The organism is Sphingomonas sp. BRN-1R, assembly GCF_057748035.1.
This window is the reverse complement of sequence record NZ_CM173236.1, coordinates 3,854,904-3,877,659: the sequence shown is the minus strand read 5'-3', so window position 1 is coordinate 3,877,659 and position 22,756 is coordinate 3,854,904. Positions and strand designations below refer to the sequence as shown.

The following is a 22,756-nucleotide window of genomic DNA, read 5'->3' as shown; positions in this document are numbered from 1 at the left end:
GCAAGCCCCGGCTTTGTGGGAGCGCCCGCGCCAGCTATGATAGGGTTCGTGATCTTCCGCGCTGCCAGAGGGGCCAAGCCGCCGTGCCGACGCTGACCGCGACGAGCCTGCTCGACGCGTCGGTTCACGCGCACCGCTGGATCGCGGACTATTGCGCCAAGGGGCCCGCCGGCGACGTGCTGTGCGACGACCGCGACAACGCGGCGTGGGCGGCGATGCTCGAGGAGATCGCCACCGTCGGCGGCGACGATCTCGCGAACGCGCGCGAACGCGTCCAGCACCATGCCGAGGATATCGGCACGGGCTTCCGCATCGCCGGCGAGACCGAGGAGCGGCCGTGGCCGCTCTCCCCCGTGCCGCTGCTGATCGAGGCCGGGGAATGGGCGCACATCGCCGCCGGCATCGTTCAGCGCGCGGAGTTGCTCGAACATGTCGTCGCCGATCTCTACGGTGAGGCCAAGCTGGTCGAGAAGGGGCTGATCCCCGCCGCGCTCGTCGCCGGCAGCCCCTATTTCCTGCGGCCGATGGCAGGGCTCGCACCACCCGGGGGCAGGCACCTCCATTTCGTCGCGTTCGATCTCGGGCGCGGGCCGACCGGCGAGTGGCGCGTGCTGTCCGATCACTTACGTGGACCGACCGGCGCGGGCTATGCGCTGGAGAACCGACTGGCGGTCAGCCGCGCGTTCGGCGGGCTTCAGGCCAGGCTCAATATCGAGCGGCATGCGCCGTTCTTCGCCGCTTTCCGTGACGGGCTCGCCGCCGCCTGCGAGCGCGCCGAGCCGCGCATCGGACTGCTCACGCCGGGGCGCTACAGCATCTCCTATGCCGAACAGGCGCACCTCGCGCGCTATCTCGGCTTCCTGTTCGTGGAAGGGGCCGATCTCGCCGCTTTGGAGGACAAGCTCTACGTCCGCACGATCGGCGGATTGAAGCGGATCGACGCCTTGTGGCACCGGATCGATCCGCGCCTGCTCGATCCGCTCGCGTTCGATTCGCACTCGCAGATCGGGGTGCCGGGGCTGATCGACGTGATGGCGGCTGGCAACACCGTCATCGCCAATGCGCCGGGTGCGGGCGTGCCCGAATCGGCGGCGTTCGCGGCGTTCCTGCCGCGCATCTGCGCGCGCGAGACCGGGCGCGACCTGATCCTCCCCAATATCGCGACGTGGTGGTGCGGGCAGGCGCGGGCTTGCGCCACCGTGATCGAGGATTTCGACAATCTGCTGATCGGCCCGGCGTTCGGCGTCAAACCGCTCGGCATGGATGGCCTGAGGCCGCTGCCCGGCGCGGAGATCACCGGTGGCGCGCGCAAGCGGCTGCTCGCCGACATGGCCTCGCGCCCGCAGGATTATGTCGGGCAGGAGATCGTGCGGCTGTCGACCATGCCGGTGGTCACCGAGGCGGGGCTGGTGCCGCGCCCGTTCACCTTGCGCGTGTTCGCGGCGCGCGGGGCCGACGGCTCCTGGACGGTGCTGCCCGGCGGCTTCGCACGGATCGGCGCGGAGCCCGACGTGCGCGCCTCGGTGATGGGCGAGGGCACCTGGTCGGCCGATGTCGCGATCCACGGGCCGGAGCCGGTCGATGCGGTGTCGTTGCTGCCGGCGCTGGATACCGTGCAGATCCGCCGCAATCCGGGCACGCTGCCGAGCCGGGTGGCCGACAATTTCTTCTGGCTGGGGCGCTATCTCGAACGCGGCGAGGCGCTGCTCAACATCATTCGCGTGATGCTCGGCAATTCGATCGACGCCGATGCCGGCGGCGCGCTCGGGCCGGAGACGCTCGGGCGGCTGGTGGCGCTGGTGGTGAACGGCGGCGGCGCGCCCAAGCCCGCCAGCCTCAAGCGCGCCGACCTCATCCAGTTCGCCCGCACCGCGCTGGAGGGCGAGGAGACGCACAGCGTGCGTGCGGTCAACCGGCTCGCGCGCGGGATCGGCAAGGGCTCGCGCGACCGGCTCGCGGCGGACTTCATCCGGCTGCTCGATGCGCCCTATCCGACGCGCGGCGGCATGCTTGACCGCACCGGCTCGCTGCAACGCCGCTACGCCGCGCTTGCCGGGCTGTCGGCGGAGCATATGGGGCGCACGGCCGCGTGGCGGTTCCACGATCTCGGCCGCCGGATCGAACGTGCGCTGACGATGGCGCGTGCCGTCCCCACGTTCGGCATGGCGGGCACCGGGCTCGACGATCTGTCGACGCTGCTCGACCTTGCCGACAGCCAGATCAGCTATCGCCAGCGGTATCTGACGGGGATCGCGCGCGTGCCGGTGGTCGATCTCGTCGCGCTCGATCCGGGCAATCCGCGCAGCCTCGCGTTCCAGATCGAGCGGATCGTCGAGCACTTACGTGCGCTCCCCGTGCTCGGCGACGACGGCATGGAGGAGGACCAGCAGGCGCAGGCGAACGCGCTGCTTGCGGGCGTTCTGACCGCAAGCGCGGCGCGGCTGAGCGAGCCGGTGCTGCGGAGCGTCGAGCGCCGGCTCTACGCGCTGTCGGACGCGGTGGCGCGGCGCTATTTCCTGCAAGGCGCGGAGCCGCTGCGCGCGGCGGGCATGACGCTCGCATGATCTACGATATCAGCCACATCACGCGCTTCGACTATTCGGGATCGGCCAAGTTCGCACGCTGCAACCTGCGCCTGAAGCCAGTGGCGTGGCCGGGGCAGGAGCTGCTCGACTATCGGCTGGTGATCTCGCCGTCCAGCCGCACCTATCCGACCCGTGCCGAGGGCGGGCTCGCCAACGTCATGCGGCTGGTGGTCGAGGAGCCGGTGAAGTTCCTGTCGATCGAGAGCATCTCGCGCGTCGTGGTCGATCGTCCCGCGCCGGTGCCAGCCGCCGATGATCCGACGCTCGCGCAGGTGGCGGAAGCCGCCCGGCTGAGCCGCGACCCCTCCGCCGCCGGGCCGGCTGCCTATCTGTTCCCGTCCCCGCGCATCGCGCTCGACCGCGAGATCGGCGACTGGTGCGCGCTCGATCTCGATCCAGGGCGCGGCGCGCTGGAGGCGGGGATGGCGCTGTGCCAGCGTATCCGCCGCGAGTTCAGGTTCGATCCCGAAGCCACGCTGATCGACACCTCCCCGCACGAGGCCTTCGTCAAGCGCGCGGGCGTCTGCCAGGATCTTGCGCAGATCATGATTACGGGGCTGCGCACCGCCGGGCTGCCTGCGGCGTATGCGTCGGGCTATATCCGCACGCTTCCGCCGCCCGGCAAGAAGCGGCTGGTCGGCGCGGATGCGACGCACGCGTGGGTGCTGTTGTGGTGCGGCGCGCGGATCGGCTGGGTCGGGCTCGATCCGACCAACGGCATCTGGATGGCGAACGACCATATCATCATGGCGGTCGGCCGCGATTACGGCGACATCGCGCCGATCGACGGCATCGTGCTGGGTGCGGGCGCGCAGAAGCTCGACGTCAGCGTCGACGTCGCACCCGAGATGGAGGATGTCGCGGCTTGATTGGGCGGAAAACCCTGAACCGTTCGTGCCGAGTAGGGATCGAGTAGGCGAAGCCGTATCGAGAGCCCGTATCGAAGCACCGGTGATCGCGTGAGGCCTGTCCTTCGATACGCTACCTCGATACGCCCTACGGGCTACTCGGCAGCTACTCAGGACGAGCGGTTTGGGTAAATACGTCGTAGAATTGCACCGGGGACAAATCCTCCCCACATATCATGCATCATCAACCGGGGACGAACGTGGCCGATCCATATCAGACGCTGGGCGTGGCGCGAGACGCCGGCGAGGCCGACATCAAGAAAGCCTATCGCAAGCTCGCGAAGGAACTGCATCCGGACCGCAACAAGGACAATCCCAAGGCGGCCGAGCGGTTCAGCCAAGTGACGCAGGCCTATGACCTGCTCAACGACAAGGACAAGCGCGCGCGCTTCGATCGCGGCGAGATCGACGGCGACGGCAACCCCGCCGCGCCGTTCGGCTTCGGCGGCGGAGGTGGCGGCGGCATGCATCCGGGTGGGGGCTTCCGCCCGTCCGAAGGCGGGTTCGAGTTCGGCGGCGACGCCAGCGACCTGTTCGAAGGGCTGTTCGGCGGGCGTGGCGGCGGTGGCGGAGGGTTCGCAAGCGGCTTCGGCGGTTTCGGGCGGCGACCGCAGCCCAAGGGACCGAACGTCGTCTATGAACTGAAGGTGCCGTTCGTCGATGCGGCGACGCTCGCCCCGCAGCGGATCACGCTCGCCGACGGCAAGACGATCGACCTCAAGCTGCCCGCCAATCTCGAGGACGGCGCGCAGATGCGGCTTGCCGGCAAGGGGCAGGTCGGGCCGGGCGGCGCGGGCGACGGCATCGTCAAGATCGAGATCCAGCCGCACCGCTTCTTCACGCGCGACGGCGACAACGTCCGGCTAGATCTGCCGATCAGCTTGTCCGAAGCCGTGCTCGGCGCCGCTGTGCGCGTGCCAACCGTCGAGGGCGCGGTGATGCTCACCGTCCCCAAGGGCTCGACCTCGGGCAAGACGCTGCGGCTGCGCGGGCGTGGGTTCCACAAGGCGGACGGCAGCGGGCGCGGCGATCAACTGGTGACGCTGATGGTCGATCTGCCGGTCGGGGACGATGCGCTGGTCGAATTCGTGCAGAGCTGGAAAGACCAGGACAAAAGGAACCCGCGCGGCAATCTGGGCGTCTAGTCCCGCATGTCGCAAATCTCGCCATTCTCGCCGGAAGAACGTGGGATACATGGCGAGGAAGGCATCGGGCTCAAGCCCGAGGACGTGCCGGTCGGGTTCAAGCGGCTCACTTATGCGTGGCTGATCGTCAAGCGCGTCGTGCTGGGCGTGTTGTCGGACGGGTTCATCCATGCCGGCAACCTCGCTTATCTGGCGTTGCTGACGGTGTTCCCGTTCTTCATCCTTGCCGCCGTCATCGCCTCGCTGCTCGGCCAGAGCGCGGAGACGCAGCGCGCGGTGGCGTCGTTCCTGCACGTCCTGCCGGCGTCCGTCGCCGATCTGCTGCGCGATCCGATCGCGCATGTGTTGCAGGCGCGCAGCGGCAGTTCGCTCGCGTGGCTGGGCGGGCTGGTGGCGCTGTGGAGCGTCGGCAGCTTCGTCGAGACGATCCGCGACATTTTCCGCCGCGCCTACGGCGTCAAATCGACCAAGCCGTTCTGGCATTACCGGCTGAGTTCGATGGCGGTGATCCTCGCCTCGGTGTTCCTCGCGGTGCTGTCGTTCCTCATCCAGGGCGTGCTCGTCGCGGCGGAGCAGTTCATCTATACGTTGCTGCCGTTCGCACAGGATCTGGCGGGTTGGATCGGCCTTTCGCGCGCGATCCCCGGCCTCGTCATGTTCCTTGCGCTCTACATGCTGTTCGTCGCGGTCACGCCCTCCAAATATCGCTTCACCGGCGGTTCGCCCGAATGGCCGGGCGCGCTGTTCACCACCGCATGGTGGCTGTCGATCACCGCGCTGCTGCCGGTGGTGCTTGCCAATCTCGCCAGTTACGACCTTACCTACGGCAGCCTCGCCGGGGTCATCATCACCTTGCTGTTCTTCTTTCTGGTGGGCCTGGGCATCGTGTTCGGCGCACATCTCAACGCGGCACTGGCGGAACCGCCCAAAGCGGGAGTAGAGACACCGCCAACAGGTGCTGCAACAGGGACGTAATCGTCGTGAACGAATTGATGAAGGGCAAGCGCGGGCTGATCATGGGGCTCGCCAACGATCGCTCGCTCGCCTGGGGGATCGCCAAGAAGCTGAGCGAGGCCGGCGCGGAACTGGCGTTCAGCTATCAGGGCGAAGCGATGGAGAAGCGCGTGCGCCCGCTCGCCGAGCAACTCGGCGTGGCGCGGCTGTTCGACTGCGACGTTTCGGACATGCCCGCGCTCGATGCGACCTTCGCGGAACTGGCCAAGGAATGGCCGACGATCGACTTCGTCGTCCACGCGATCGGCTTTTCCGACAAGAACGAGCTGCGCGGCCGCTTCATGGACACCAGCCTCGACAATTTCCTGCTGACCATGAACGTCTCGGTCTATTCGTTCGTCGCGGTGGCGCAAAGGGCCGCGGCGATGATGCCGAACGGCGGCGCGCTGCTGACGCTCAGCTATTACGGCGCGGAGAAGGTGATCCCGCATTACAATGTGATGGGCGTCGCCAAGGCCGCGCTGGAGACGAGCGTGCAATATCTCGCGGTCGATCTCGGCCGCGACAATATCCGCGTCAACGCGATCTCCGCCGGCCCGATCAAGACGCTCGCCGCCTCCGGGATCGGCGACTTCCGCCTGATCCTGAAGTGGAACGAGCTGAACTCGCCCTTGAAGCGCAACGTGACGATCGAGGATGTCGGCGGCGCGGGGCTGTACCTGCTCAGCGACTTGGCGAGCGGCGTGACCGGGGAGACGCACCATGTCGACGCGGGCTACAACGTGATCGGCATGAAGGCCGAGGACGCACCGGATATCGCGCTGGTATAAGCATGAGCTTCAACACCTTCGGACGCGTCTTCCGGTTCACCACCTGGGGCGAATCGCATGGCCCGGCGATCGGCGCGGTCGTCGACGGGTGCCCGCCGGGCATCGCGCTCAGCGAGGCGGACGTGCAGCCGTTTCTCGACAAGCGTCGCCCCGGCACCTCGCGCTTCACCACGCAGCGGCAGGAGCCGGATCAGGTCCGCATCCTCTCGGGCGTGTTCGAAGGTCGCACCACCGGCACGCCGATCAGCCTGATGATCGAGAATGTCGACCAGCGATCGAAGGATTATTTGGAGGTCGCGCTCGCCTATCGGCCCGGCCATGCCGATTACGCCTATGACGCGAAATACGGCTTCCGCGACTATCGCGGCGGCGGGCGCTCGTCGGCGCGCGAGACTGCGTCGCGCGTCGCGGCCGGCGCGGTGGCGCGCGCAGTGATTCCCGAGGTGGCGATCCTCGCCTGGGTCGAGGCGATCGGCGGCGACGCGATCGACTATGCCAATTTCGATGCCGCTGAGATCGGCAACAACCCGTTCTTCTGCCCCGATGCGCAGGCCGCGGCGCGCTGGGAGACGCTGGTCGACGATGCGCGCAAGGCGGGATCGTCGCTCGGCGCGGTGGTGGCGTGCGAGGCGACCGGCGTGCCCGCCGGCTGGGGCGCGCCGCTCTATGCCAAGCTCGATTCGGAACTGGCGGCGGCGTGCATGAGCATCAACGCGGTGAAAGGCGTCGAGATCGGCGACGGGTTCGCCGCCGCCGCGCTCACCGGTGAGCAGAACGCCGATGCGATGGCGCCGGGTGAGGACGGGCCGATGTTCGCGGCGAATCATGCCGGCGGCATCGCCGGCGGCATCGCCACCGGCCAGCCCGTGCGCCTGCGCGTCGCGTTCAAGCCGACCAGTTCGATCCTGACGCCGGTGCCGACGATCACGCGCGAAGGCGACGCGACCGAAATCCGCACCAAGGGTCGCCACGATCCGTGCGTCGGTATTCGCGGCGTGCCGGTGGTGGAGGCGATGGTGGCGCTGGTGCTCGCCGACCAGAAGTTGCTGCACCGCGCACAGTGCGGAGCATGATTGCCCACCAGGTCGGACAGGCGATCGGAAGTATTCGTCAGAGCGTTGCAATATAACGGTCTGTCGAGATTCGATCGTCGTTCGCGTGCGTTCTATCTCCCGAGCCTGGCAGCAGTCGGGCGTATAAGGAGAGATACGATGCGTAAGACCATGATCTTGGCGGTTGCCGCACTGGGATTGTCGACCGCGGCGTTCGCGCAGACCGGCACAACGACCGGCGGCACCACCGGCGGCACTGGCTCGATGGGAACGACCGGCAGTCAGACGATGCCCGGCGGCACGACCGGCACCACGCCGACGACCCCGGATTCGACGATGCCGGCCACCCCGTCGACCTCATCCGATTCGACGTCGACCACCGGCACCACCACGGGCGACTCGGCAAGCACCACCGGCACCACCGGTGATACGACGTCGACGACGAACACCACGTCGAGCACCACCAAGACGAAGAAGCACCGCCGCTAAGGCGACGCGCGCCCGGCGGTCACCACCGCCGGGCGCATTCGCATGCGTTCAGTCCGCGAACGGATCACGCACGAGAATGGTATCCTCACGCTCGGGGCTGGTGGAGACCAGCGCGACCGGGCAACGGATCAGTTCTTCGATGCGGCGGATGTATTTGATCGCCTGAGCGGGCAGTTCCGCCCAGCTTCGCGCGCCCGCTGTCGATTCGCTCCAGCCGGGCATCGTCTCGTACACCGGCTCGACCTTCGCCTGATCGGCGGCATGGGCGGGGAAATAGTCGAGCATCTGATCGCCGAGCCTGTAGCCGGTGCAGATCTTCACTTCCTCGAACCCGTCGAGCACGTCGATCTTGGTGAGCGCGATGCCGGTGATCCCACCGACCGCCGCCGACTGCCGCAACAGCACCGCATCGAACCAGCCGCAGCGCCGCTTGCGCCCGGTGACGGTGCCGAACTCATGCCCGCGCTGGCCGAGGCGCTCGCCGGTCTCATCGGTCAGTTCGGTCGGGAACGGACCGGAGCCAACGCGTGTGGTGTATGCCTTGGCGATGCCGAGCACGAAGCCCACCGCCGCCGGCCCGAGCCCCGAGCCACCCGCCGCCGTCCCCGCGATCGTGTTCGAGGAGGTGACGAACGGATAGGTGCCGTGATCGACATCGAGCAGCACGCCCTGCGCGCCCTCGAACAGGATGCGACGGCCGCGTTCGCGCGCCGCGTTGAGGTCGCGCCACGCCGGCCGCGCGAACGGCAGCACGAAGCCGGCGATCTCACGCAATTCGGCGAGCAACGCGTCGCGGTCGATCGGCGGCTCGCCGAAGCCTGCGCGCAACGCGTCGTGATGCGCGGTCAGCCGGTCGAGCTGCGGCCCGAGATCGTCGAGGTGCGCGAGATCGCACACCCGGATCGCGCGCCGGCCGACCTTGTCCTCATAGGCCGGGCCGATGCCGCGCCGCGTCGTGCCGATCTTGCCCGCGCCGCTCGCATCCTCGCGAAGCCCGTCGAGATCGCGGTGCAACGGCAGGATCAGCGCGCAGGTATCGGCGACCATCAGCGTGTCGGGCGTGATCGTCACGCCCTGGCCGCGCAGCTTCTCGACCTCGGCCTTGAGCGCCCACGGATCGAGCACCACGCCGTTGCCGATCACCGAGGGCGTGCCGCGCACGATGCCCGAGGGCAGCAGCGACAGTTTGTACACCGCCTCGCCAACGACCAGCGTGTGGCCGGCATTGTGCCCGCCCTGGAAGCGCACGACGACATCGGCGCGTTCCGCCAGCCAGTCGACGATCTTGCCCTTGCCCTCATCGCCCCATTGGGCGCCGATCACCGCTACGTTCGCCAAATCCCGTGTCCACATGCTGCGTAGGAAGCGCGCACCCCTAATCGGCGCGGGCGCGTGGGTCCATGTTTAATGCGGCGCGTAGCGTACCTTCTAACCCGTTCGTGCCGAGCGAAGTCGACGCACATGCTCGGGGGCGGTGCGTCGACTTCGCTCGGCACGAACGGAGGGGGGCTTTAGCGCAGCACGGACGCGCGCGGATAGCTGTGCGCGCGCAGCGGCCAGTCGATCACGCAGCCGGCGAACAGCGCCCACCACACGATCAACGGCTGGAGCAGCAGGCGCGGCACATGATACCACAGGCTCAACCCGCCGCGCCCGAGCGTGAAATAGTCGACCGCGTGTTTCACGTTGGCGGGAAACACGCACACCGCGTAGAGCGCCAGCATCACTCCCGCGAACCGCCGCAGCCGGGGCGTGCACAGCCCGATCGCGCCGAGGATCTCGCACACGCCGGTGAAGGCGATCACCTGCTGCGGGTAGGGCACCCACGCCGGCGTGATGCCGAGGAACGGCGCGGGAAAGCGCAGATGCAGCACCCCCGCCGCCAGATATGCCGCCGCCAGCACCCAGCGCAAAGCCGTCCGCATCCGTTCGAGGCGGCGCGGCAGCGGGGATGCGTGCCAGCTTATAGCGGGAACCAGTTCGATTTATGGCTGAACTTCATATAGCCGATGTTGACGCCCTGCCGCCAGCCGACGCCGAGCCGGATCGGGATCAGCACGACATTGCCCCAGCGCAGATAGGTCGCGGCGAATCCGCCGACGAAATAGACGCGCCCCTCCGCAGCGGGGAAGCGGTGGTAGATCTCCTCGCTGTCGTAGAGATTATAGACCAGCACGAACACCTTGTTGGCATCGCCGCCGAGATCAAAGCCCACAGACGGCCCGGTCCAGTAGATCGGCTGCTCGCCCTCGACCTTGTGGAACATCTTGCCGCGCCCGTAGCGCAAGCCCACCACCAGCGCGGCCGACGCCTCGCTGCCGGCGATATAAGCGTTGGGCTCGCCCTGTTCCTTCAGCGTACGCTCGAGAATGCCCGACAGGCCTGCCGCGCCCTTGCCGAACGTGCCTTCGGCTGCGCTCAGCAATTCCTCGCGCTTGAAGGTGTCGGCGCGGCCCGCCGCTGCCTCGGCCTGGTCGCGGGTGTTGAAGCCGCCGCCCTGTGTTTGCGCAGGCGGTGGGCCGCTATCCTGCCTCCGGCCTTGCTGCTGCGCAGGCGCATCATATTGCGCGCCCGAGGACACGCGCGAATCGGTTTCGGCGGGCACCGGCGTGTCGGGGTAGCGCGGCGCGGACGTGGCGCGGGGCGTCGGGTTGCTCATCGTCGGCGTGGTCGTGCGCGGCGCGGACGCATGCAGATCGCTGTCGATCGCCTCGTTGGGATCGACCGTGCGGACCTGCGCCACCAGCGGCGCGGTGACCATCGCCAGCACGCCGGCAACCATAGAACAGTGCAGAACCCGAACGCGCATCGCGCAACTCCCCCGATCGTCGTCGCCGGACGTAGCGCCCGATTTGCTTTATCCACAATGAACCACGCGCCGAAGCGAGTCGAATTTACGTCAAATGCGCGCAACACATCCGGTTGATCCGCCGCAAAACCGCCGCTATAGCCCCGCTCTGCCGTGCGCCGGAGACGTGGGTGAGTGGCTGAAACCAACGCTTTGCTAAAGCGTCATACGGGAAACCGTATCGAGGGTTCGAATCCCTCCGTCTCCGCCAACAGGTCTCGAGAGATCTGCTACGCAACCGGGCGCCTTCGAACGGCTTGCTACGCTCGCGCCGACACGTGTCGGCGTGAGCGACCGTCCGGGAAAGTCGGATCGCCGCCATCGGCATCACCGTAATGCAAGCGCGAGGCGTGCCGGAAGGTTTACGCCGCGAACCTGGGGCGGGTCCGCCGGCGCCTCAGGACGATGCGCCTTCCTGCGACGTGCGCCGCAGGAAGGCGGGAGCGCTCACCAGACGTGCACGCGCTTGTCGGGCGCGAGGTACAGTTTCTCGCCCGGCTGAACCTTGAACGCGGCGTACCACGGATCGAGGTTGCGCACCGTCTGCGCGCGGAAGCGATCGGGTGCGTGGCCGTCGGTGGCGATGCCCGAGCGGAGCGACTCGTCGCGTTCCTTGGCGCGCCAGTTCTGCGCGAAGGCGAGGAACAGGCGCTGGTCGCCGCTCATCCCGCCGATCACCGGCGCGGGCTTACCGGCGAGCGAGGCGTGATAGGCCTCATAGGCGGCGGTCAGCCCGGCGACGTCGGCGATGTTCTCGCCCAGCGTCTGACGACCGTTGACGTGGAGCCCCGGCAGCGCCTCGTACGCATCGTACTGCGCGATCAGTGCGGCGCCCTGCTGTTTGAAGTGCGCGAAATCGGCGGGCGTCCACCAGTTGCGGAGCGTCCCGCTCGCATCGAACAGCGCGCCGGTATTGTCGAAGCTGTGGCTGATCTCATGGCCGATCACCGCGCCGATCGCGCCGTAATTGGCGGCGGCATCGCGCTTGGGATCGTAGAACGGCGCTTCGAGGATCGCCGCCGGGAAGTTGAGCGCGTTTTGCAGCGGCAGGTTCACCGCGTTCACGGTCTGCGGCGTCATCCACCATTCGCCCTTGTCGGGTGCCTTGCCGAGCTTGGCGAGCTGGTGGCGGTATTCGGCGAGACGGGCGCGCTGCATGTTGCCGACCGGATCGTCCGCCCTGATCTCCAGCGCGCCGTACGTGCGCCATGTCTCGGGATAGCCGACGCCGACGCGCATCGTCGCGATCTTGCGCCGTGCCTCGGCCTTGGTGGCGGGCGCCATCCAGTCGAGCGCGGCGACACGTTTGTCGAACGCGGCGAGGATGTTCTTCACCATGCCCTGAATGTCTGCCTTGGAGGATGCGGGGAAGAACCGCCTGGCGTAGATCTGTCCGACCGCGTCGCCGAGCGCGGCGTTGACGGCGGCGATGCCACGCTTGTCGCGCGGCCGCTGCGCCGGCGTGCCCGACAGCGTGTGGCCGTTGAATTCGAAGGATGCCTGGTCGAACGCCTTGGGCAGCGCCGACGTCACTGCGTTGATATGGTGGAACGTCAGCCAGTCGCGCCACGCGTCGAGCGGCTCGCTCGCCACCAGCTTCGCCAATCCCGCGGTCGCGGCGGGCTGCCAGACGATGAAGGTCTGCTGCTCGCCAAGCCCCGCCGCCGTGAAGAACGTGGCCCAGTCCAGCCCCGGCGCTTTGCGGGTGAAGTCGGCGCGCGACCAGGGATTGTTGGCCTTTTCCGGATCCTGGCTCGAGACGTTGTCGAGATGCGCGGTGGCGATCCTGGTTTCCAGCGCCATCACCCGCTGCGCGCGGGCGGCGGGATCGCTCATGCCCGCCAGCGTGAAGATCCGCGTCAGATAGGCGACGTAGGCGGTGCGGATCTTCGCCATGTCGGGCTTGGGCGAAAGGTAATAATCCCGCTCGGGCAAGCCGAGGCCGCCTTGCAGGAGATAGGGCATTGTCGTGTCGGGCCGGGTGAAATCCTGCGTCACGAACAGGCCGAACAGATGCTCGGTATGGAAATTGGAGGCGTTGAGCGGATCGACGTCGGCGCGCAGATCGCTGCCGAGCATCTTCGCCAGCGCGGTCTTGTCCGCGAGCCCCGCGATCGCGGCGAGTTCGGGCTTGATCGGCGCGAGGCCGCGCTGCTCGATGGCGTCGGTGTTCAGGAAGGCGGCGTAGAAGTCGGCGATGCGGCGCTGGTCGGTGCCGGGCGCGGCGTTCGCCTTGGCGGCATCGCCGATCACCTGCGCGTTGCGGCGTTCGGCGATGTCGAACACGTCGCGGAACACGCCCGTCGAGGCGCGGTCGGCCGGAATCACCGTCTTCGCGCGCCAGGTGCCGTTGGCATATTGATCGAAATCGTCGCCCGGCTTCACCGACCGGTCGAGCCCGGCGGTGTCGATGCCCGCGGTGGTGGCGGGGTGCTGCGCCGTCGCGTCGGTTCTGGTCGAGGGCGAGCAGGCGGCGGTGGTCAGCAGCAGGGCGACGAACAGGGCGGAACGCGTCATGGGCAACCTTTCGCGGTACATGTCGGCGCGTGCGTACACCGCGCCGCAATCGGGGGCCAGATCGCGGCGGTTTCCATCAGCCTGGGTTCCGTATGCGCGATATCGTGCGGTATTGGCGGAATGGTTCGCTGCGGATGTGCTGCGCGCGGATTGTACGCCAAATACGATCATTCTCAGTGGTATTTTGCCGTTCGGGATTGGTCGCCGCACCTCTACAAGACACCCAACGCGGATCGCGACGCGATACCACGAGACGTTTGGACCAAGAAAGGATGCGAGTCATGGCGGACACAGGAGAGACGGGCACCGGTTGCCCCTTCGGGCATGGCAGCGGTGGCAAGACGCGGCAGGGCAATCGTGACTGGTGGCCGGAAGGGCTGAGCCTCAGCGGGCTCAACCAGCATTCCGCGCGTTCGAACCCGCTCGGCGTGGATTTCGATTACGCGGCGGCTTTCGCGACGCTCGATCTCGATGCGGTGATCGCCGATCTCACCGCGCTGATGACCGATTCGCAGGATTGGTGGCCCGCCGATTTCGGCCATTACGGCGGCCTGTTCATCCGGCTCGCCTGGCATAGCGCCGGCACCTATCGCATCACCGACGGTCGCGGCGGCGCCGGCGGCGGGCAGCAGCGGTTCGCCCCGCTCAATTCCTGGCCGGACAATGCCAGCCTCGACAAGGGGCGGCGGCTGCTGTGGCCGATCAAGCAGAAATACGGCGAGGCGCTGAGCTGGGCCGATCTGTTCGTGCTGGTCGGCAACGTCGCGCTCGAATCGATGGGCTTCAAGACGTTCGGCTTCGCGGGCGGCCGCGCCGACACCTGGGAACCGGAGGAGCTGTTCTGGGGGCCGGAGGGCACGTGGCTTGGCGACGAGCGCTATTCGGGCGAGCGTCAGCTTCACCCCGGGCTCGGCGCGGTGCAGATGGGGCTGATCTACGTCAACCCGGAAGGCCCGAACGGCAACCCCGATCCGCAAGCGTCCGCGCACGACATCCGCGAGACCTTCGCGCGCATGGCGATGGACGACGAGGAAACCGTCGCGCTGATCGCGGGCGGCCACACCTTCGGCAAGACGCACGGCGCGGGCGATCCGTCGTTCCTCGGTGCGGAACCCGAAGGCGCGGTGATCGAGGATCAGGGGCTCGGCTGGCGCAGCACGTTCGAAAGCGGCTCGGGCGCGCATGCCATCACCTCCGGGCTGGAAGTGATCTGGACGCAGAAGCCGACCGAGTGGACCAACCTGTATTTCGAGAACCTGTTCGGGTTCGAGTGGGAGCTGACCAAGAGCCCGGCCGGCGCGCACCAGTGGGTAGCCAAGGACGGCCCCGACAACGTGCCCGATCCGTTCGACCCGAACAAGAAACGCAAGCCGACCATGCTCACCTCGGATCTCGCGCTGCGCGTCGATCCGGCGTATGAGAAGATCTCGCGCCGTTTCCTCGAAAATCCGGATCAGTTCGCCGATGCGTTCGCGCGCGCCTGGTTCAAGCTAACCCACCGCGACATGGGGCCGACCGGCCGGTATCTCGGTAAGCTGGTGCCCGAGGAGACGCTAATCTGGCAGGACCCGATCCCCGCGCTCGACCATCCGGTGATCGACGATGCCGACATCGCATCGCTCAAGGGAAAGCTGCTCGATCTCGGCTTTACCGTGCCGCAGCTCGTCTCTGTCGCATGGGCCTCGGCCTCGACGTACCGTGGCTCGGACAAGCGCGGCGGCGCCAACGGCGCGCGCATCCGCTTCGCGCCGCAGAAGGACTGGGAGGTCAACGATCCCGCGCTGGTGGCGAACGTGCTCGGCAAGCTGGAGCAGGTTCAGGCCGACTTCAACGCAGGCGCGAGTGGCGGCAAAAAGGTGTCGATCGCCGATCTGATCGTGCTCGCCGGTACGGCAGCGGTCGAGAAGGCGGCGAAGGACGGCGGGGTGGACGTGACGGTGCCGTTCGCGCCGGGTCGCATGGATGCCGCCGCGGAATGGACCGACACCCATTCCTTCGAGGCGCTGCGTCCGGTCGCCGACGGGTTCCGCAACTATTATCACCCATCCCACTTCATGGCGCCCGAGGAGGCGCTGGTCGACAAGGCCCAGCTCCTGCGCCTCAGCGCGCCGGAGATGACCGTGCTGGTCGGCGGCTTGCGTGTGCTCGGCGCCAATGCGTTCGACAGCAAGGATGGTGTGTTCACCGACCGGGTCGGCACGCTCAGCAACGACTTCTTCGTCAACCTGCTCGACATGAAGACCGAATGGGTCGCGACCGAGCACAAGAACCGCTTCCAGGGCCTCGACCGCACGACCCGGCAGCCGACCTGGACCGCAAGCCGGGTGGACCTAATCTTCGGGTCGCACTCCGAACTGCGCGCACAGGGCGAAGTCTATGCTCAGGCGGGTTCGAACGCGCGTTTCGTGCGCGATTTCGTCAAGGCGTGGACCAAGGTGATGAACGCGGATCGGCTCGACCTCAAGGCTCCGGCGGCGGCGTTCAGCCAGGAACGCGCCTGATCCTTGCGTGGTGGCGGGGCCGGAACGGCTCCGCCACCGAACGCGATGCCGGCGTGCCGGACGCGGCCAGCACCTCAGAGCGTTATGACGCAGCCTTGCTCGGCGCTGCGCAGGCCAGCATCCAGAACCGTCATCACCGCCAGCGCTTCCGCCGGGGGAACCGGGTTCGGCGCCTCGCCACGGATCGCTGCCGCCAGTGCCAGCCAGAAGCGGCGATAATCCCCGCGCACGTTCGGGATCGGTGTAGCGGGAAGGGCAGGATCGGCGCCCTGGAACATGCCGTCCTCCCGGTCCAGCCCCCAGTCCGCCCCACCCGGCGATCGCCCGGCGAGGACCGCTTGCTCCTGCGGGTCGACACCGTGCTTGATCCAGCTTCCGCCGGTGCCATGCACCGCGAAACGCAAGCGGTTGTCGGCGACGAGCTTGCTCGACTGAAGCAGCACGCGGCGACCCGGATAGCGCAAGGTGACGTGGAAATAGTCGGGCGCAGGCGCGCCGTCACGCAGCGTCGCCATGTCGGCGATCACCGCCTCGGGCATACCGAACAGGCACAGCATCTGATCGACCAGATGCGGTCCCAGATCGAGCCACGCGCCACCCGGGCGCGCCTCCTTCCACACGCCCGCGGGCACGGGGCGCCAGCGATCGAACCGGCTCTCGACCTGAACGATCCGGCCGAGCCTGTTCTCCGCGATCAGCCCGCGCAGCGTCAGGAAGTCGGCATCCCAGCGGCGGTTCTGGAAGACGCTGAGCAGCCGCCCGCCCGCTTGCGCCGCGGCGGCGACCTTGCGGGCATCGGCGAGCGTGGTGGCGAATGGCTTGTCGACCAGCACATGCTTGCCCGCCGCGAGCGCCGCCAGCGCATGGTCTGCGTGCAGCGCGTCGGGGCTAGAGACGATCACCAGATCGACTGCCGGATCCGCCACGAGCGACGCCACATCGCCGACCACGCGCATGTCGGGCAGATCGGCCTGCACCTTGGCGGCGTCGCGCGAGACGACCGCACGCAATGTCATGCCGGGGGTGGCGCGGACATAGGGCGCATGAAAGGCACGTCCACCCAGGCCGTAGCCGACCAACCCGACGCCGATGTCCGTCATATCCGCTCCTCGATCCCCGCCACCATCCTAGAGCGTGGCAGCAACGACGACAACGTCGCGCGCGCGGCATAGGCGCGCTGCCCCCGGCGTGATATGTTCCGCCAGATGCTTCCGATCCCGTCAGATGCTCCGCCCGACTTCGTGGTGGTCGATGTCGAAACCGCCTGCTCGCGCGTGAGCAGCATCTGCCAGATCGGCATCGTCGGTTTCCGCGACGGTGCGGAGGTGTTCGCCTACGAGAGCCTCGTCGATCCGTGCGACGATTTCTCGCCGTTCAACATTCGCATTCACGGCATCAGCGCCGATCACGTGATCGGCCAGCCGACCTATGCGCACGTCCACACCGCGATCGACGGGCACCTGTCGGGGCGGATCACCGTCGCGCATTCGAACTTCGACAAGGGCGCGCTCGCCGCCGCCTGCCGCGTGCACGACCGGACGCCGATCGCGACCACCTGGCTTGACAGCGTGCGGGTGGCGCAGCGGGCGTGGCCCGAACTGCCGAGCCACCGGCTCAACGTGCTGAGCAAGTTCCTCGGCATCCGCCACAAGCATCACGACGCGCTCAGTGACGCGCGCGCGGCCGGGATGGTGGTGGTCCGCGCGATCGAGCATACCGGTATCGGTCTGCCCGGCTGGCTCGCCCCCGCCTATCCGCGCGGCGGCACCGCGCCCAAGCCGGCCAAGCACGGCCCGCTGAAGGGCGAGCGCGTCGCCATCCTCGGTGCGTCGCGTGACGGGCCGCTCGCCCGGCGGCTTGCGGAGGCGGGCGCGCGCGTGCTGTCGTCGGTCGGGCCCACGACGACGATACTCGTCGTGAGCGACGATCAGCCCTACGGCCGCTTCGCGCACGCCGCGCCCGGCTATCGCCGTGCCGAGGAGCTGCGTCGCGCCGGATCGGCCATCGCGATCCTCACCGAAGGCGAGATCGACCTGCGCATCGGCATGTCACCCGTCGCGCTGGCGGGCTGAAGCGAGGGTGCCGCGCGCTGCCCGGCCGCCGCTCACCCCCGATGGCCGCTATCTCGTCGTGCGTGGCCGGCTGTGGCGTGCGGCGAACCCGCATCTGCCTGCCGGGCGCAAGGCGGAGCTGGTGCGCGCGCTGATGGACGCACGGCGCGCGGTCGGGCAGGCGCGGCGCGTGGGCGACGCACCTGCCGAGGCGGCTGCGCACGACGCGGTCGATGCCGCCAAGATCGCGCTCGGCGAACGCGGGCCGCCATGGTGGGAGGACGGCACGCCCGATCTCAACCGGCACATGGCGCGCACCACGCCCTATGCCGCGTGGTACGAGGCGCTTGATCCGCCGCAGTGATACTCGGACGGCAGCGCATCGGTGCCTTCGATCCGAGACGTTCAGGCCGACGCGACGCCATCGGCGTCGACGAGATCGGGGCCGATCAGCGTACCGATCAGCCGCACCCGCTTCTCGACCAGATCGACCGGCGTGCGCGGCAGTTGCAACTGGTAACGGCCGCCGAGATCGCGCCGCAGGTAGAAAGCGCCACCGTCGCGGATCAGCGTGCCGAGTTCATCCACGCGCGTGCCCGGTTCCGGCATTCCACCCTGCTCCCACAGTCTGCCGGCCGCCCTACCGCAGCGCCGCCGGCGTGGCCAGATCCGGGGTTGCCGATGCCGAAGGCGCACCGGTCCAGCCGCCTGCGGTGGCGACGTAGAGGCGTGCGACGTTGAGGAACTGGCGGGTCCGCGCGAGCACCAGCCCGTTGCTGGAGCGCTGATACAGCCGCTCGGTCTCGAGCACCTGGAGGATGCCCGAATTGCCCACCTGGAAGCTGCGCCGCGACAATTGGCGCGACCGGTCCGCCACCGCGACCGATTCCTGCTGGTTCGCGACCGAACGCGCATCGCTCTGGATCGCGGACAGCAGATCGGCGACCTGACCGAAGGCGGTGAGCACGGTCTGCTGGTACGTCGCTTCGCTCGCCTTCGCACGGTCGATCGCGGCGGCGCGCTGCGCCTTCAGGGTTCCGCCGTGGAAGATCGGCGCGGTCACGCCCGCGAAGATATCGTAACCGCGAAACGCGTTCTTGACGAGATCGGCGATGCCGGGCGCGCCCTGCGTCACCGTCGCGCCGAGCATGATGTCGGGATACAGCCGCGCCGTGGCGATGCCGACGCTGGCGGTCGCGGCGTGGAGATCAGCTTCGGCCTGGAGGATGTCGGGCCGGCGATGGACGAGTTCGGACGGCAGCGCGACCGGAACCGAGGCGGGAAGCGTCAGCGCGGCAATGTCGAACTCGGTCGGCCCGAGATCGGCGGGCGCCACGCCGACGAGGGTCGCCAGCAGGTGGCGCGCTTCGGCCAGTTGCTGGTCGAGTTGGGGGATATCGCCGCGGTCGGCGGCATATTGGCTCTGCGCGTTGAGCACCTCGACCAGCGTGCCTTCGCCGCCCTGACGCCGCTTCTGGGTGAGGTCGACGTTGCGGAGATCGTCGGCGAGCAGCGCCCTGGCGGTCGCGATCTGGGCGCGGATCGCGGCGATGCTCAGCACCTGGTTGACGACCTGCCCCGCGATGGAGAGATGCGCGGCCTCGCTGCGTCGCTGCTGCGAGTCCACCTGTGCGGCGCTCTGTTCGATCTGGCGTCGCACCCCCCCGAACAGGTCGAGATCGTAGCTGATCCCGCCGCCGACCGAATAGAGGTGGAATTCGGGGTTGCCCCCGGTCGCGAGCGGGTTGTCGCCCGAGAAGCCGAAGCCCGCCAGATTGACCTGCTCCTGCTCGACGCGGGCATTTGCGTCGATCTGCGGCAGGCGGCGCCCGGCGATCGCACGCAGATCGTCGCGCGCGGCGGCGAGGGTGGCGTCGGCGCCCGCGAGGCTGCGGTTGTTGGCCATCGCGCGATCGACCAGCGCGTCGAGTTCGTTCGACCCGAACGCGGTCCACCAGCGCGCGCCCGGACCGCTGCCGAGCGTGACGGCAGGCGTGCCCGCCACGGCATGCTGCTCGCGCGGCGGCAGATAGGCGCTGGCGGCGGGCGCCACCGGCGGCGTGAAATCCGGGCCGACCGTGCAACCGCCGAGCGCGGCGATGACGAGGACGAGAAGGGGCAGGCGCATCGGGGTCAGTCCATATGGATGGCAGGCGCGTCACCCGCACCTTTGCGCGGTCCGCGCATCAGCAGCAGGAGCGGGATCACCGCGAGAGAGAGGACGAACAGCATCCAGAACGCATCGATATAGGATACCATCGAAGCCTGACGCGTGATCTGCGCGTTCATCGCCGCGACCGCGCTCGGCACGTCGAAATCGAAGCCTTGCGGCAGGACCGGATTGTCCGGGCGGATGCCCTCGTTCAGCCGGGAATGCACGCTGGCGGCATTGCGGATCGTCATCGCCTGCAACACCGAAATGCCCACCGCCGAACCGATATTGCGCGTCAGCGTGAACATCGCCGCGCCCTCGTTGCGGTATTTGACGTCCAGCGTCGCGAACGCGATCGTCGTCAGCGGCACGAACACCAGACCGGTGCCGAGCCCCTGGATAAAGCCGGACAGGATCACCAGCCGCTCGCTCATCCCAAGCGAGAAGCCCGACATCATGTGCAGCGAAAAGGCGGCAAGGCCGAACCCCGTGAAGATCAGCAACCGCGCATCCACGCGCTTGATGACGCGGCCGACGATCATCATCGAGATCAGCGTGCCGATCCCGCGGGGCGCGGTGACCAGACCGGTCAGCACCACCGGATAGCCCATCAGCGTCTCGAGCATGGTCGGCAGCAGCGCCAGCACCCCGAACAGTACGGTGCCGAGGAAGAAGCCGAAGATCGAGCCGGTCAGGAAGTTGCGGTCCTTGAACATGCCGATGTCGATGAACGGTTTGGAGGCGGTCAGCGTATGGACGACGAACAGATAGCCGAAGAACGTCGCGAGCGCCGCCTCGATGCAGATTTCGAGCGAACTGAACCAGTCCTTGGTCTGCCCGCGGTCGAGCATCAACTGGAACGAGCCCAACGCCAGCGCCAGCATCGCGAAGCCGAAGATGTCGAGCCGGGGCCGCGCCGCATCCCTGGTCTCGGTCAGGAATGCCGACAGGCCGACGAACGCGAGCGCGCCGATCGGCAGGTTGATGTAGAACACCCAGCGCCACGACAGATTGTCGGTCAGCCAGCCGCCGAGCGCAGGGCCGATGATCGGCCCGAGGATCGCGCCCATGCCCCACACCGCCATCGCCGGGCCGTGGCGCTCGGGCGGGTTGATGTCGAGCAGGATCGCCTGGCTCATCGGCACCAGCGCCGCGCCGAACACGCCTTGCAGCAAGCGAAACCCGACCAGCTCGCCGAGGCTGCCGGCAAGCCCGCACAGGCCCGAGACCGTGGTGAAGCCGACGATCGACCACAGCATCAGCCGCTTGCGCCCGAAGCGCCCCGCCAGCCAGCCGGTCAGCGGGGTCATGATCGCGGCGGCGACGATGTACGAGGTGAGCACCCAGGTGATCTCCTCACTCGACGCCGACACGCTGCCCTGGATGTGCGGCAGCGCCACGTTGGCGATCGTGCTGTCGAGCGAGTTCATCACGGTCGCCGCCATTACCGATGCGGTGATGAAGTTCCGCACCGCCGGGGCTGGATAGCCGCCGGTCATTTCGTGGGCGCCGCGCCGCCGAACAGATGCCGCCGATATCCGGTATCGACATTGACCTCCACGCTGAGCCCGGCGTGAAGCGGAACGCCTTGCGGCAGACGGTCGATGCTGAGTTCGATCGGCAGCCGCTGGACCACCTTGACCCAATTGCCCGTCGCGTTCTCGGGCGGCAGCAGCGCGAAGCTGTTGCCGGTGCCGGGGCTGAAGCTGGCGACGCGTCCGGTCAGCTTGAGATCGGGGAAGGCATCGACCTTGAACGTCGCGGGCTGGCCGATGCGCATGTGGTTGAGCTGGTCCTCCTTGAAGTTCGCCTCCACCCACAGCCGCGTGCCCGCCAGCGTGAACACCGGCTTCGCCGCCTGCACGTAGCTGCCGATCTGCAACTGATCGACCTTGGTGACGACGCCGTCCTGCGCGGCGCGTACGACCGTGTAGCCGAGGTTCAGCTTCGCCCGTTCGAGCGCGGCTTCCGCGCGCTGCACCGAAGGCTGGCGCTCGGTCGGGGCGGCGACGTTGCCGGTCAGCGTGGCGGCGACGCCGGCATTCTGCTGGACCGAGGTCTCGATCTGCTGGCGCGCGGTCTGCACGGCGAGCTGGGCCTGATCGTACTGGTTCTGCGACGAGATGCCCTCCGCAAGCAGCGCCTTCTGCCGCGCGGCCTCGCGCACCGCATAGGCCAGCCGATCGCGGCCCGCCTGCAACGTGGCCTCGCCCTCGCGGTAGCTGGCGCGCACCGATGCGACCTGCGTGCGGGCGGCGGCAAGCTCGGCGGCGGCTTCGTCGACCGAAGCCTGATAGGGCGCGGGATCGATCCGGAACAGCACGTCGCCGGCGCGGACGCGCTGGTTGTTGCGGACCGCGATGGTGACCACCGGACCGCTCACGTTCGCGCTGACCGAGACCAGACCCGACTGGACATAGCCGTTGTCGGTGCTCTCGTAACGGCCGCCGCTCAGGTAGAAATACAGGCCGAGGATCACCGCCACCACCGGCGCGAGCAGTAACAGCGGCATGCGCAGCGAACGCCGGCGCGCGGGCGGCGCGTTCACGCCGTGCGGCACCGTGACGGGTTCGACGATCGCCGGCGATCCTTCGAGGGCGGAACGATCGTTCGGATCACCCGGAACATCTTCCAAGCTCATATTTCCTTGCTCACCGCAGCATCGACGTCCCGGCCGGCGATGGCCGACGCAGATTGCCGCCGACGCTGTGCGACCAAAATGGG

Annotated in this window: 19 protein-coding genes and 1 tRNA gene; 11 read left to right on the top strand and 9 right to left on the bottom strand. The window is 68.1% G+C overall.

Annotated elements, in window-relative coordinates; genetic code table 11:
- Positions 1 to 83: 83 nt before the first annotated feature.
- The 7 genes from AC3ANX_RS18025 (at position 84) to AC3ANX_RS17995 (ending at position 7,963) form a co-directional block, all read left to right on the top strand.
- The gene (locus AC3ANX_RS18025; protein ID WP_488334606.1) at positions 84 to 2,564 is read left to right on the top strand and encodes a circularly permuted type 2 ATP-grasp protein; all 2,481 of its coding nucleotides are present in this window, start codon (positions 84 to 86) and stop codon (positions 2,562 to 2,564) included.
- Positions 2,561 to 3,454, top strand: coding sequence for a transglutaminase family protein (locus tag AC3ANX_RS18020; protein WP_488334605.1), 894 nt, complete (start codon positions 2,561 to 2,563; stop codon positions 3,452 to 3,454). Before AC3ANX_RS18025 ends, AC3ANX_RS18020 begins: the two co-directional genes overlap by 4 nt.
- 239 nt (positions 3,455 to 3,693) lie before the next feature.
- The gene (locus AC3ANX_RS18015) at positions 3,694 to 4,638 is read left to right on the top strand and encodes a DnaJ C-terminal domain-containing protein (RefSeq protein ID WP_488334604.1); all 945 of its coding nucleotides are present in this window, start codon (positions 3,694 to 3,696) and stop codon (positions 4,636 to 4,638) included.
- A 6-nt stretch (positions 4,639 to 4,644) separates the two neighbouring features.
- Entirely contained in the window at positions 4,645 to 5,613 is a 969-nt protein-coding gene (locus AC3ANX_RS18010) for a YihY/virulence factor BrkB family protein (RefSeq protein WP_488334603.1), read from the top strand.
- Between the two features lie 5 nt (positions 5,614 to 5,618).
- Positions 5,619 to 6,422, top strand: coding sequence for an enoyl-ACP reductase FabI (gene fabI, locus AC3ANX_RS18005; RefSeq protein ID WP_488334602.1), 804 nt, complete (start codon positions 5,619 to 5,621; stop codon positions 6,420 to 6,422).
- Positions 6,423 to 6,424: 2 nt separating this feature from the next.
- Entirely contained in the window at positions 6,425 to 7,495 is a 1,071-nt protein-coding gene (gene aroC / locus AC3ANX_RS18000) for a chorismate synthase (RefSeq protein WP_488334601.1), read from the top strand.
- Between the two features lie 138 nt (positions 7,496 to 7,633).
- On the top strand, positions 7,634 to 7,963 hold the full coding sequence (locus AC3ANX_RS17995) for a hypothetical protein (RefSeq protein WP_488334600.1): 330 nt from the start codon (positions 7,634 to 7,636) through the stop codon (positions 7,961 to 7,963).
- Between the two features lie 48 nt (positions 7,964 to 8,011).
- Here AC3ANX_RS17995 and AC3ANX_RS17990 read toward each other — a convergent pair whose 3' ends face one another.
- From AC3ANX_RS17990 to AC3ANX_RS17980, 3 genes are all read right to left on the bottom strand, one after another.
- Positions 8,012 to 9,301: an adenylosuccinate synthase gene (locus AC3ANX_RS17990; protein WP_488334599.1), complete on the bottom strand. Its 1,290-nt coding sequence runs from the start codon at positions 9,299 to 9,301 to the stop codon at positions 8,012 to 8,014.
- 173 nt (positions 9,302 to 9,474) lie between these two features.
- Positions 9,475 to 9,888: a DoxX family protein gene (locus tag AC3ANX_RS17985; RefSeq protein ID WP_488334598.1), complete on the bottom strand. Its 414-nt coding sequence runs from the start codon at positions 9,886 to 9,888 to the stop codon at positions 9,475 to 9,477.
- Between the two features lie 38 nt (positions 9,889 to 9,926).
- Complete coding sequence (locus tag AC3ANX_RS17980) at positions 9,927 to 10,772, bottom strand: DUF1134 domain-containing protein (protein WP_488334597.1); 846 nt, start codon at positions 10,770 to 10,772, stop codon at positions 9,927 to 9,929.
- Between the two features lie 160 nt (positions 10,773 to 10,932).
- On the opposite strand from AC3ANX_RS17980, the gene AC3ANX_RS17975 reads away from it, so the two are divergent.
- Positions 10,933 to 11,022, top strand: a tRNA-Ser gene (locus AC3ANX_RS17975).
- Between the two features lie 236 nt (positions 11,023 to 11,258).
- Here AC3ANX_RS17975 and AC3ANX_RS17970 read toward each other — a convergent pair.
- Positions 11,259 to 13,328, bottom strand: coding sequence for a M13 family metallopeptidase (locus AC3ANX_RS17970; RefSeq protein WP_488334596.1), 2,070 nt, complete (start codon positions 13,326 to 13,328; stop codon positions 11,259 to 11,261).
- Positions 13,329 to 13,609: 281 nt separating this feature from the next.
- Here AC3ANX_RS17970 and katG point away from each other — a divergent pair, with 281 nt between their 5' ends.
- Positions 13,610 to 15,829 (top strand): catalase/peroxidase HPI, encoded by a 2,220-nt coding sequence (gene katG / locus AC3ANX_RS17965; RefSeq protein ID WP_488334595.1) that lies wholly within the window; start codon positions 13,610 to 13,612, stop codon positions 15,827 to 15,829.
- A 74-nt stretch (positions 15,830 to 15,903) separates the two neighbouring features.
- Here the strand turns inward: katG and AC3ANX_RS17960 are convergent, their stop codons facing one another.
- A complete protein-coding gene (locus AC3ANX_RS17960) occupies positions 15,904 to 16,929 on the bottom strand; it encodes an oxidoreductase (protein ID WP_488334594.1) in 1,026 nt (341 codons plus the stop codon).
- Positions 16,930 to 17,022: 93 nt separating this feature from the next.
- On the opposite strand from AC3ANX_RS17960, the gene AC3ANX_RS17955 reads away from it, so the two are divergent.
- Together AC3ANX_RS17955 and AC3ANX_RS17950 are read left to right on the top strand one after the other, a co-directional pair.
- A complete protein-coding gene (locus AC3ANX_RS17955) occupies positions 17,023 to 17,901 on the top strand; it encodes an exonuclease domain-containing protein (protein ID WP_488334593.1) in 879 nt (292 codons plus the stop codon).
- A 7-nt stretch (positions 17,902 to 17,908) separates the two neighbouring features.
- Complete coding sequence (locus AC3ANX_RS17950; protein WP_488334592.1) at positions 17,909 to 18,244, top strand: hypothetical protein; 336 nt, start codon at positions 17,909 to 17,911, stop codon at positions 18,242 to 18,244.
- Between the two features lie 41 nt (positions 18,245 to 18,285).
- Here the strand turns inward: AC3ANX_RS17950 and AC3ANX_RS17945 are convergent, their stop codons facing one another.
- The 4 genes from AC3ANX_RS17945 to AC3ANX_RS17930 are packed head-to-tail and all read right to left on the bottom strand — an operon-like array spanning position 18,286 to position 22,673.
- Entirely contained in the window at positions 18,286 to 18,489 is a 204-nt protein-coding gene (locus AC3ANX_RS17945) for a DUF5818 domain-containing protein (RefSeq protein ID WP_488334591.1), read from the bottom strand.
- Positions 18,490 to 18,520: 31 nt separating this feature from the next.
- Positions 18,521 to 20,008, bottom strand: a complete 1,488-nt coding sequence (locus AC3ANX_RS17940) for an efflux transporter outer membrane subunit (protein ID WP_488334590.1) — start codon at positions 20,006 to 20,008, stop codon at positions 18,521 to 18,523.
- Between the two features lie 5 nt (positions 20,009 to 20,013).
- Positions 20,014 to 21,531 carry a DHA2 family efflux MFS transporter permease subunit gene (locus tag AC3ANX_RS17935; RefSeq protein WP_488334589.1) on the bottom strand — a complete coding sequence of 506 codons (1,518 nt, stop codon included), beginning with the start codon at positions 21,529 to 21,531 and terminating at the stop codon, positions 20,014 to 20,016.
- Positions 21,528 to 22,673: an HlyD family secretion protein gene (locus tag AC3ANX_RS17930; RefSeq protein WP_488334588.1), complete on the bottom strand. Its 1,146-nt coding sequence runs from the start codon at positions 22,671 to 22,673 to the stop codon at positions 21,528 to 21,530. Before AC3ANX_RS17930 ends, AC3ANX_RS17935 begins: the two co-directional genes overlap by 4 nt.
- Positions 22,674 to 22,756: the final 83 nt, after the last annotated feature.

What these genes read in the sequence shown, in the direction of transcription:
- AC3ANX_RS18020 (WP_488334605.1), top strand. Translation starts at nt 2,561, where the DNA reads ATGATCTACGATATCAGCCACATCACGCGCTTCGACTATTCGGGATCG.
- AC3ANX_RS18010 (WP_488334603.1), top strand. Translation starts at nt 4,645, where the DNA reads ATGTCGCAAATCTCGCCATTCTCGCCGGAAGAACGTGGGATACATGGC.
- aroC (WP_488334601.1), top strand. Translation starts at nt 6,425, where the DNA reads ATGAGCTTCAACACCTTCGGACGCGTCTTCCGGTTCACCACCTGGGGC.
- AC3ANX_RS17995 (WP_488334600.1), top strand. Translation starts at nt 7,634, where the DNA reads ATGCGTAAGACCATGATCTTGGCGGTTGCCGCACTGGGATTGTCGACC.
- AC3ANX_RS17985 (WP_488334598.1), bottom strand. Translation starts at nt 9,888, where the DNA reads ATGCGGACGGCTTTGCGCTGGGTGCTGGCGGCGGCATATCTGGCGGCG.
- AC3ANX_RS17980 (WP_488334597.1), bottom strand. Translation starts at nt 10,772, where the DNA reads ATGCGCGTTCGGGTTCTGCACTGTTCTATGGTTGCCGGCGTGCTGGCG.
- AC3ANX_RS17970 (WP_488334596.1), bottom strand. Translation starts at nt 13,328, where the DNA reads ATGACGCGTTCCGCCCTGTTCGTCGCCCTGCTGCTGACCACCGCCGCC.
- katG (WP_488334595.1), top strand. Translation starts at nt 13,610, where the DNA reads ATGGCGGACACAGGAGAGACGGGCACCGGTTGCCCCTTCGGGCATGGC.
- AC3ANX_RS17960 (WP_488334594.1), bottom strand. Translation starts at nt 16,929, where the DNA reads ATGACGGACATCGGCGTCGGGTTGGTCGGCTACGGCCTGGGTGGACGT.
- AC3ANX_RS17955 (WP_488334593.1), top strand. Translation starts at nt 17,023, where the DNA reads ATGTTCCGCCAGATGCTTCCGATCCCGTCAGATGCTCCGCCCGACTTC.
- AC3ANX_RS17945 (WP_488334591.1), bottom strand. Translation starts at nt 18,489, where the DNA reads ATGCCGGAACCGGGCACGCGCGTGGATGAACTCGGCACGCTGATCCGC.
- AC3ANX_RS17940 (WP_488334590.1), bottom strand. Translation starts at nt 20,008, where the DNA reads ATGCGCCTGCCCCTTCTCGTCCTCGTCATCGCCGCGCTCGGCGGTTGC.
- AC3ANX_RS17935 (WP_488334589.1), bottom strand. Translation starts at nt 21,531, where the DNA reads ATGACCGGCGGCTATCCAGCCCCGGCGGTGCGGAACTTCATCACCGCA.
- AC3ANX_RS17930 (WP_488334588.1), bottom strand. Translation starts at nt 22,673, where the DNA reads ATGAGCTTGGAAGATGTTCCGGGTGATCCGAACGATCGTTCCGCCCTC.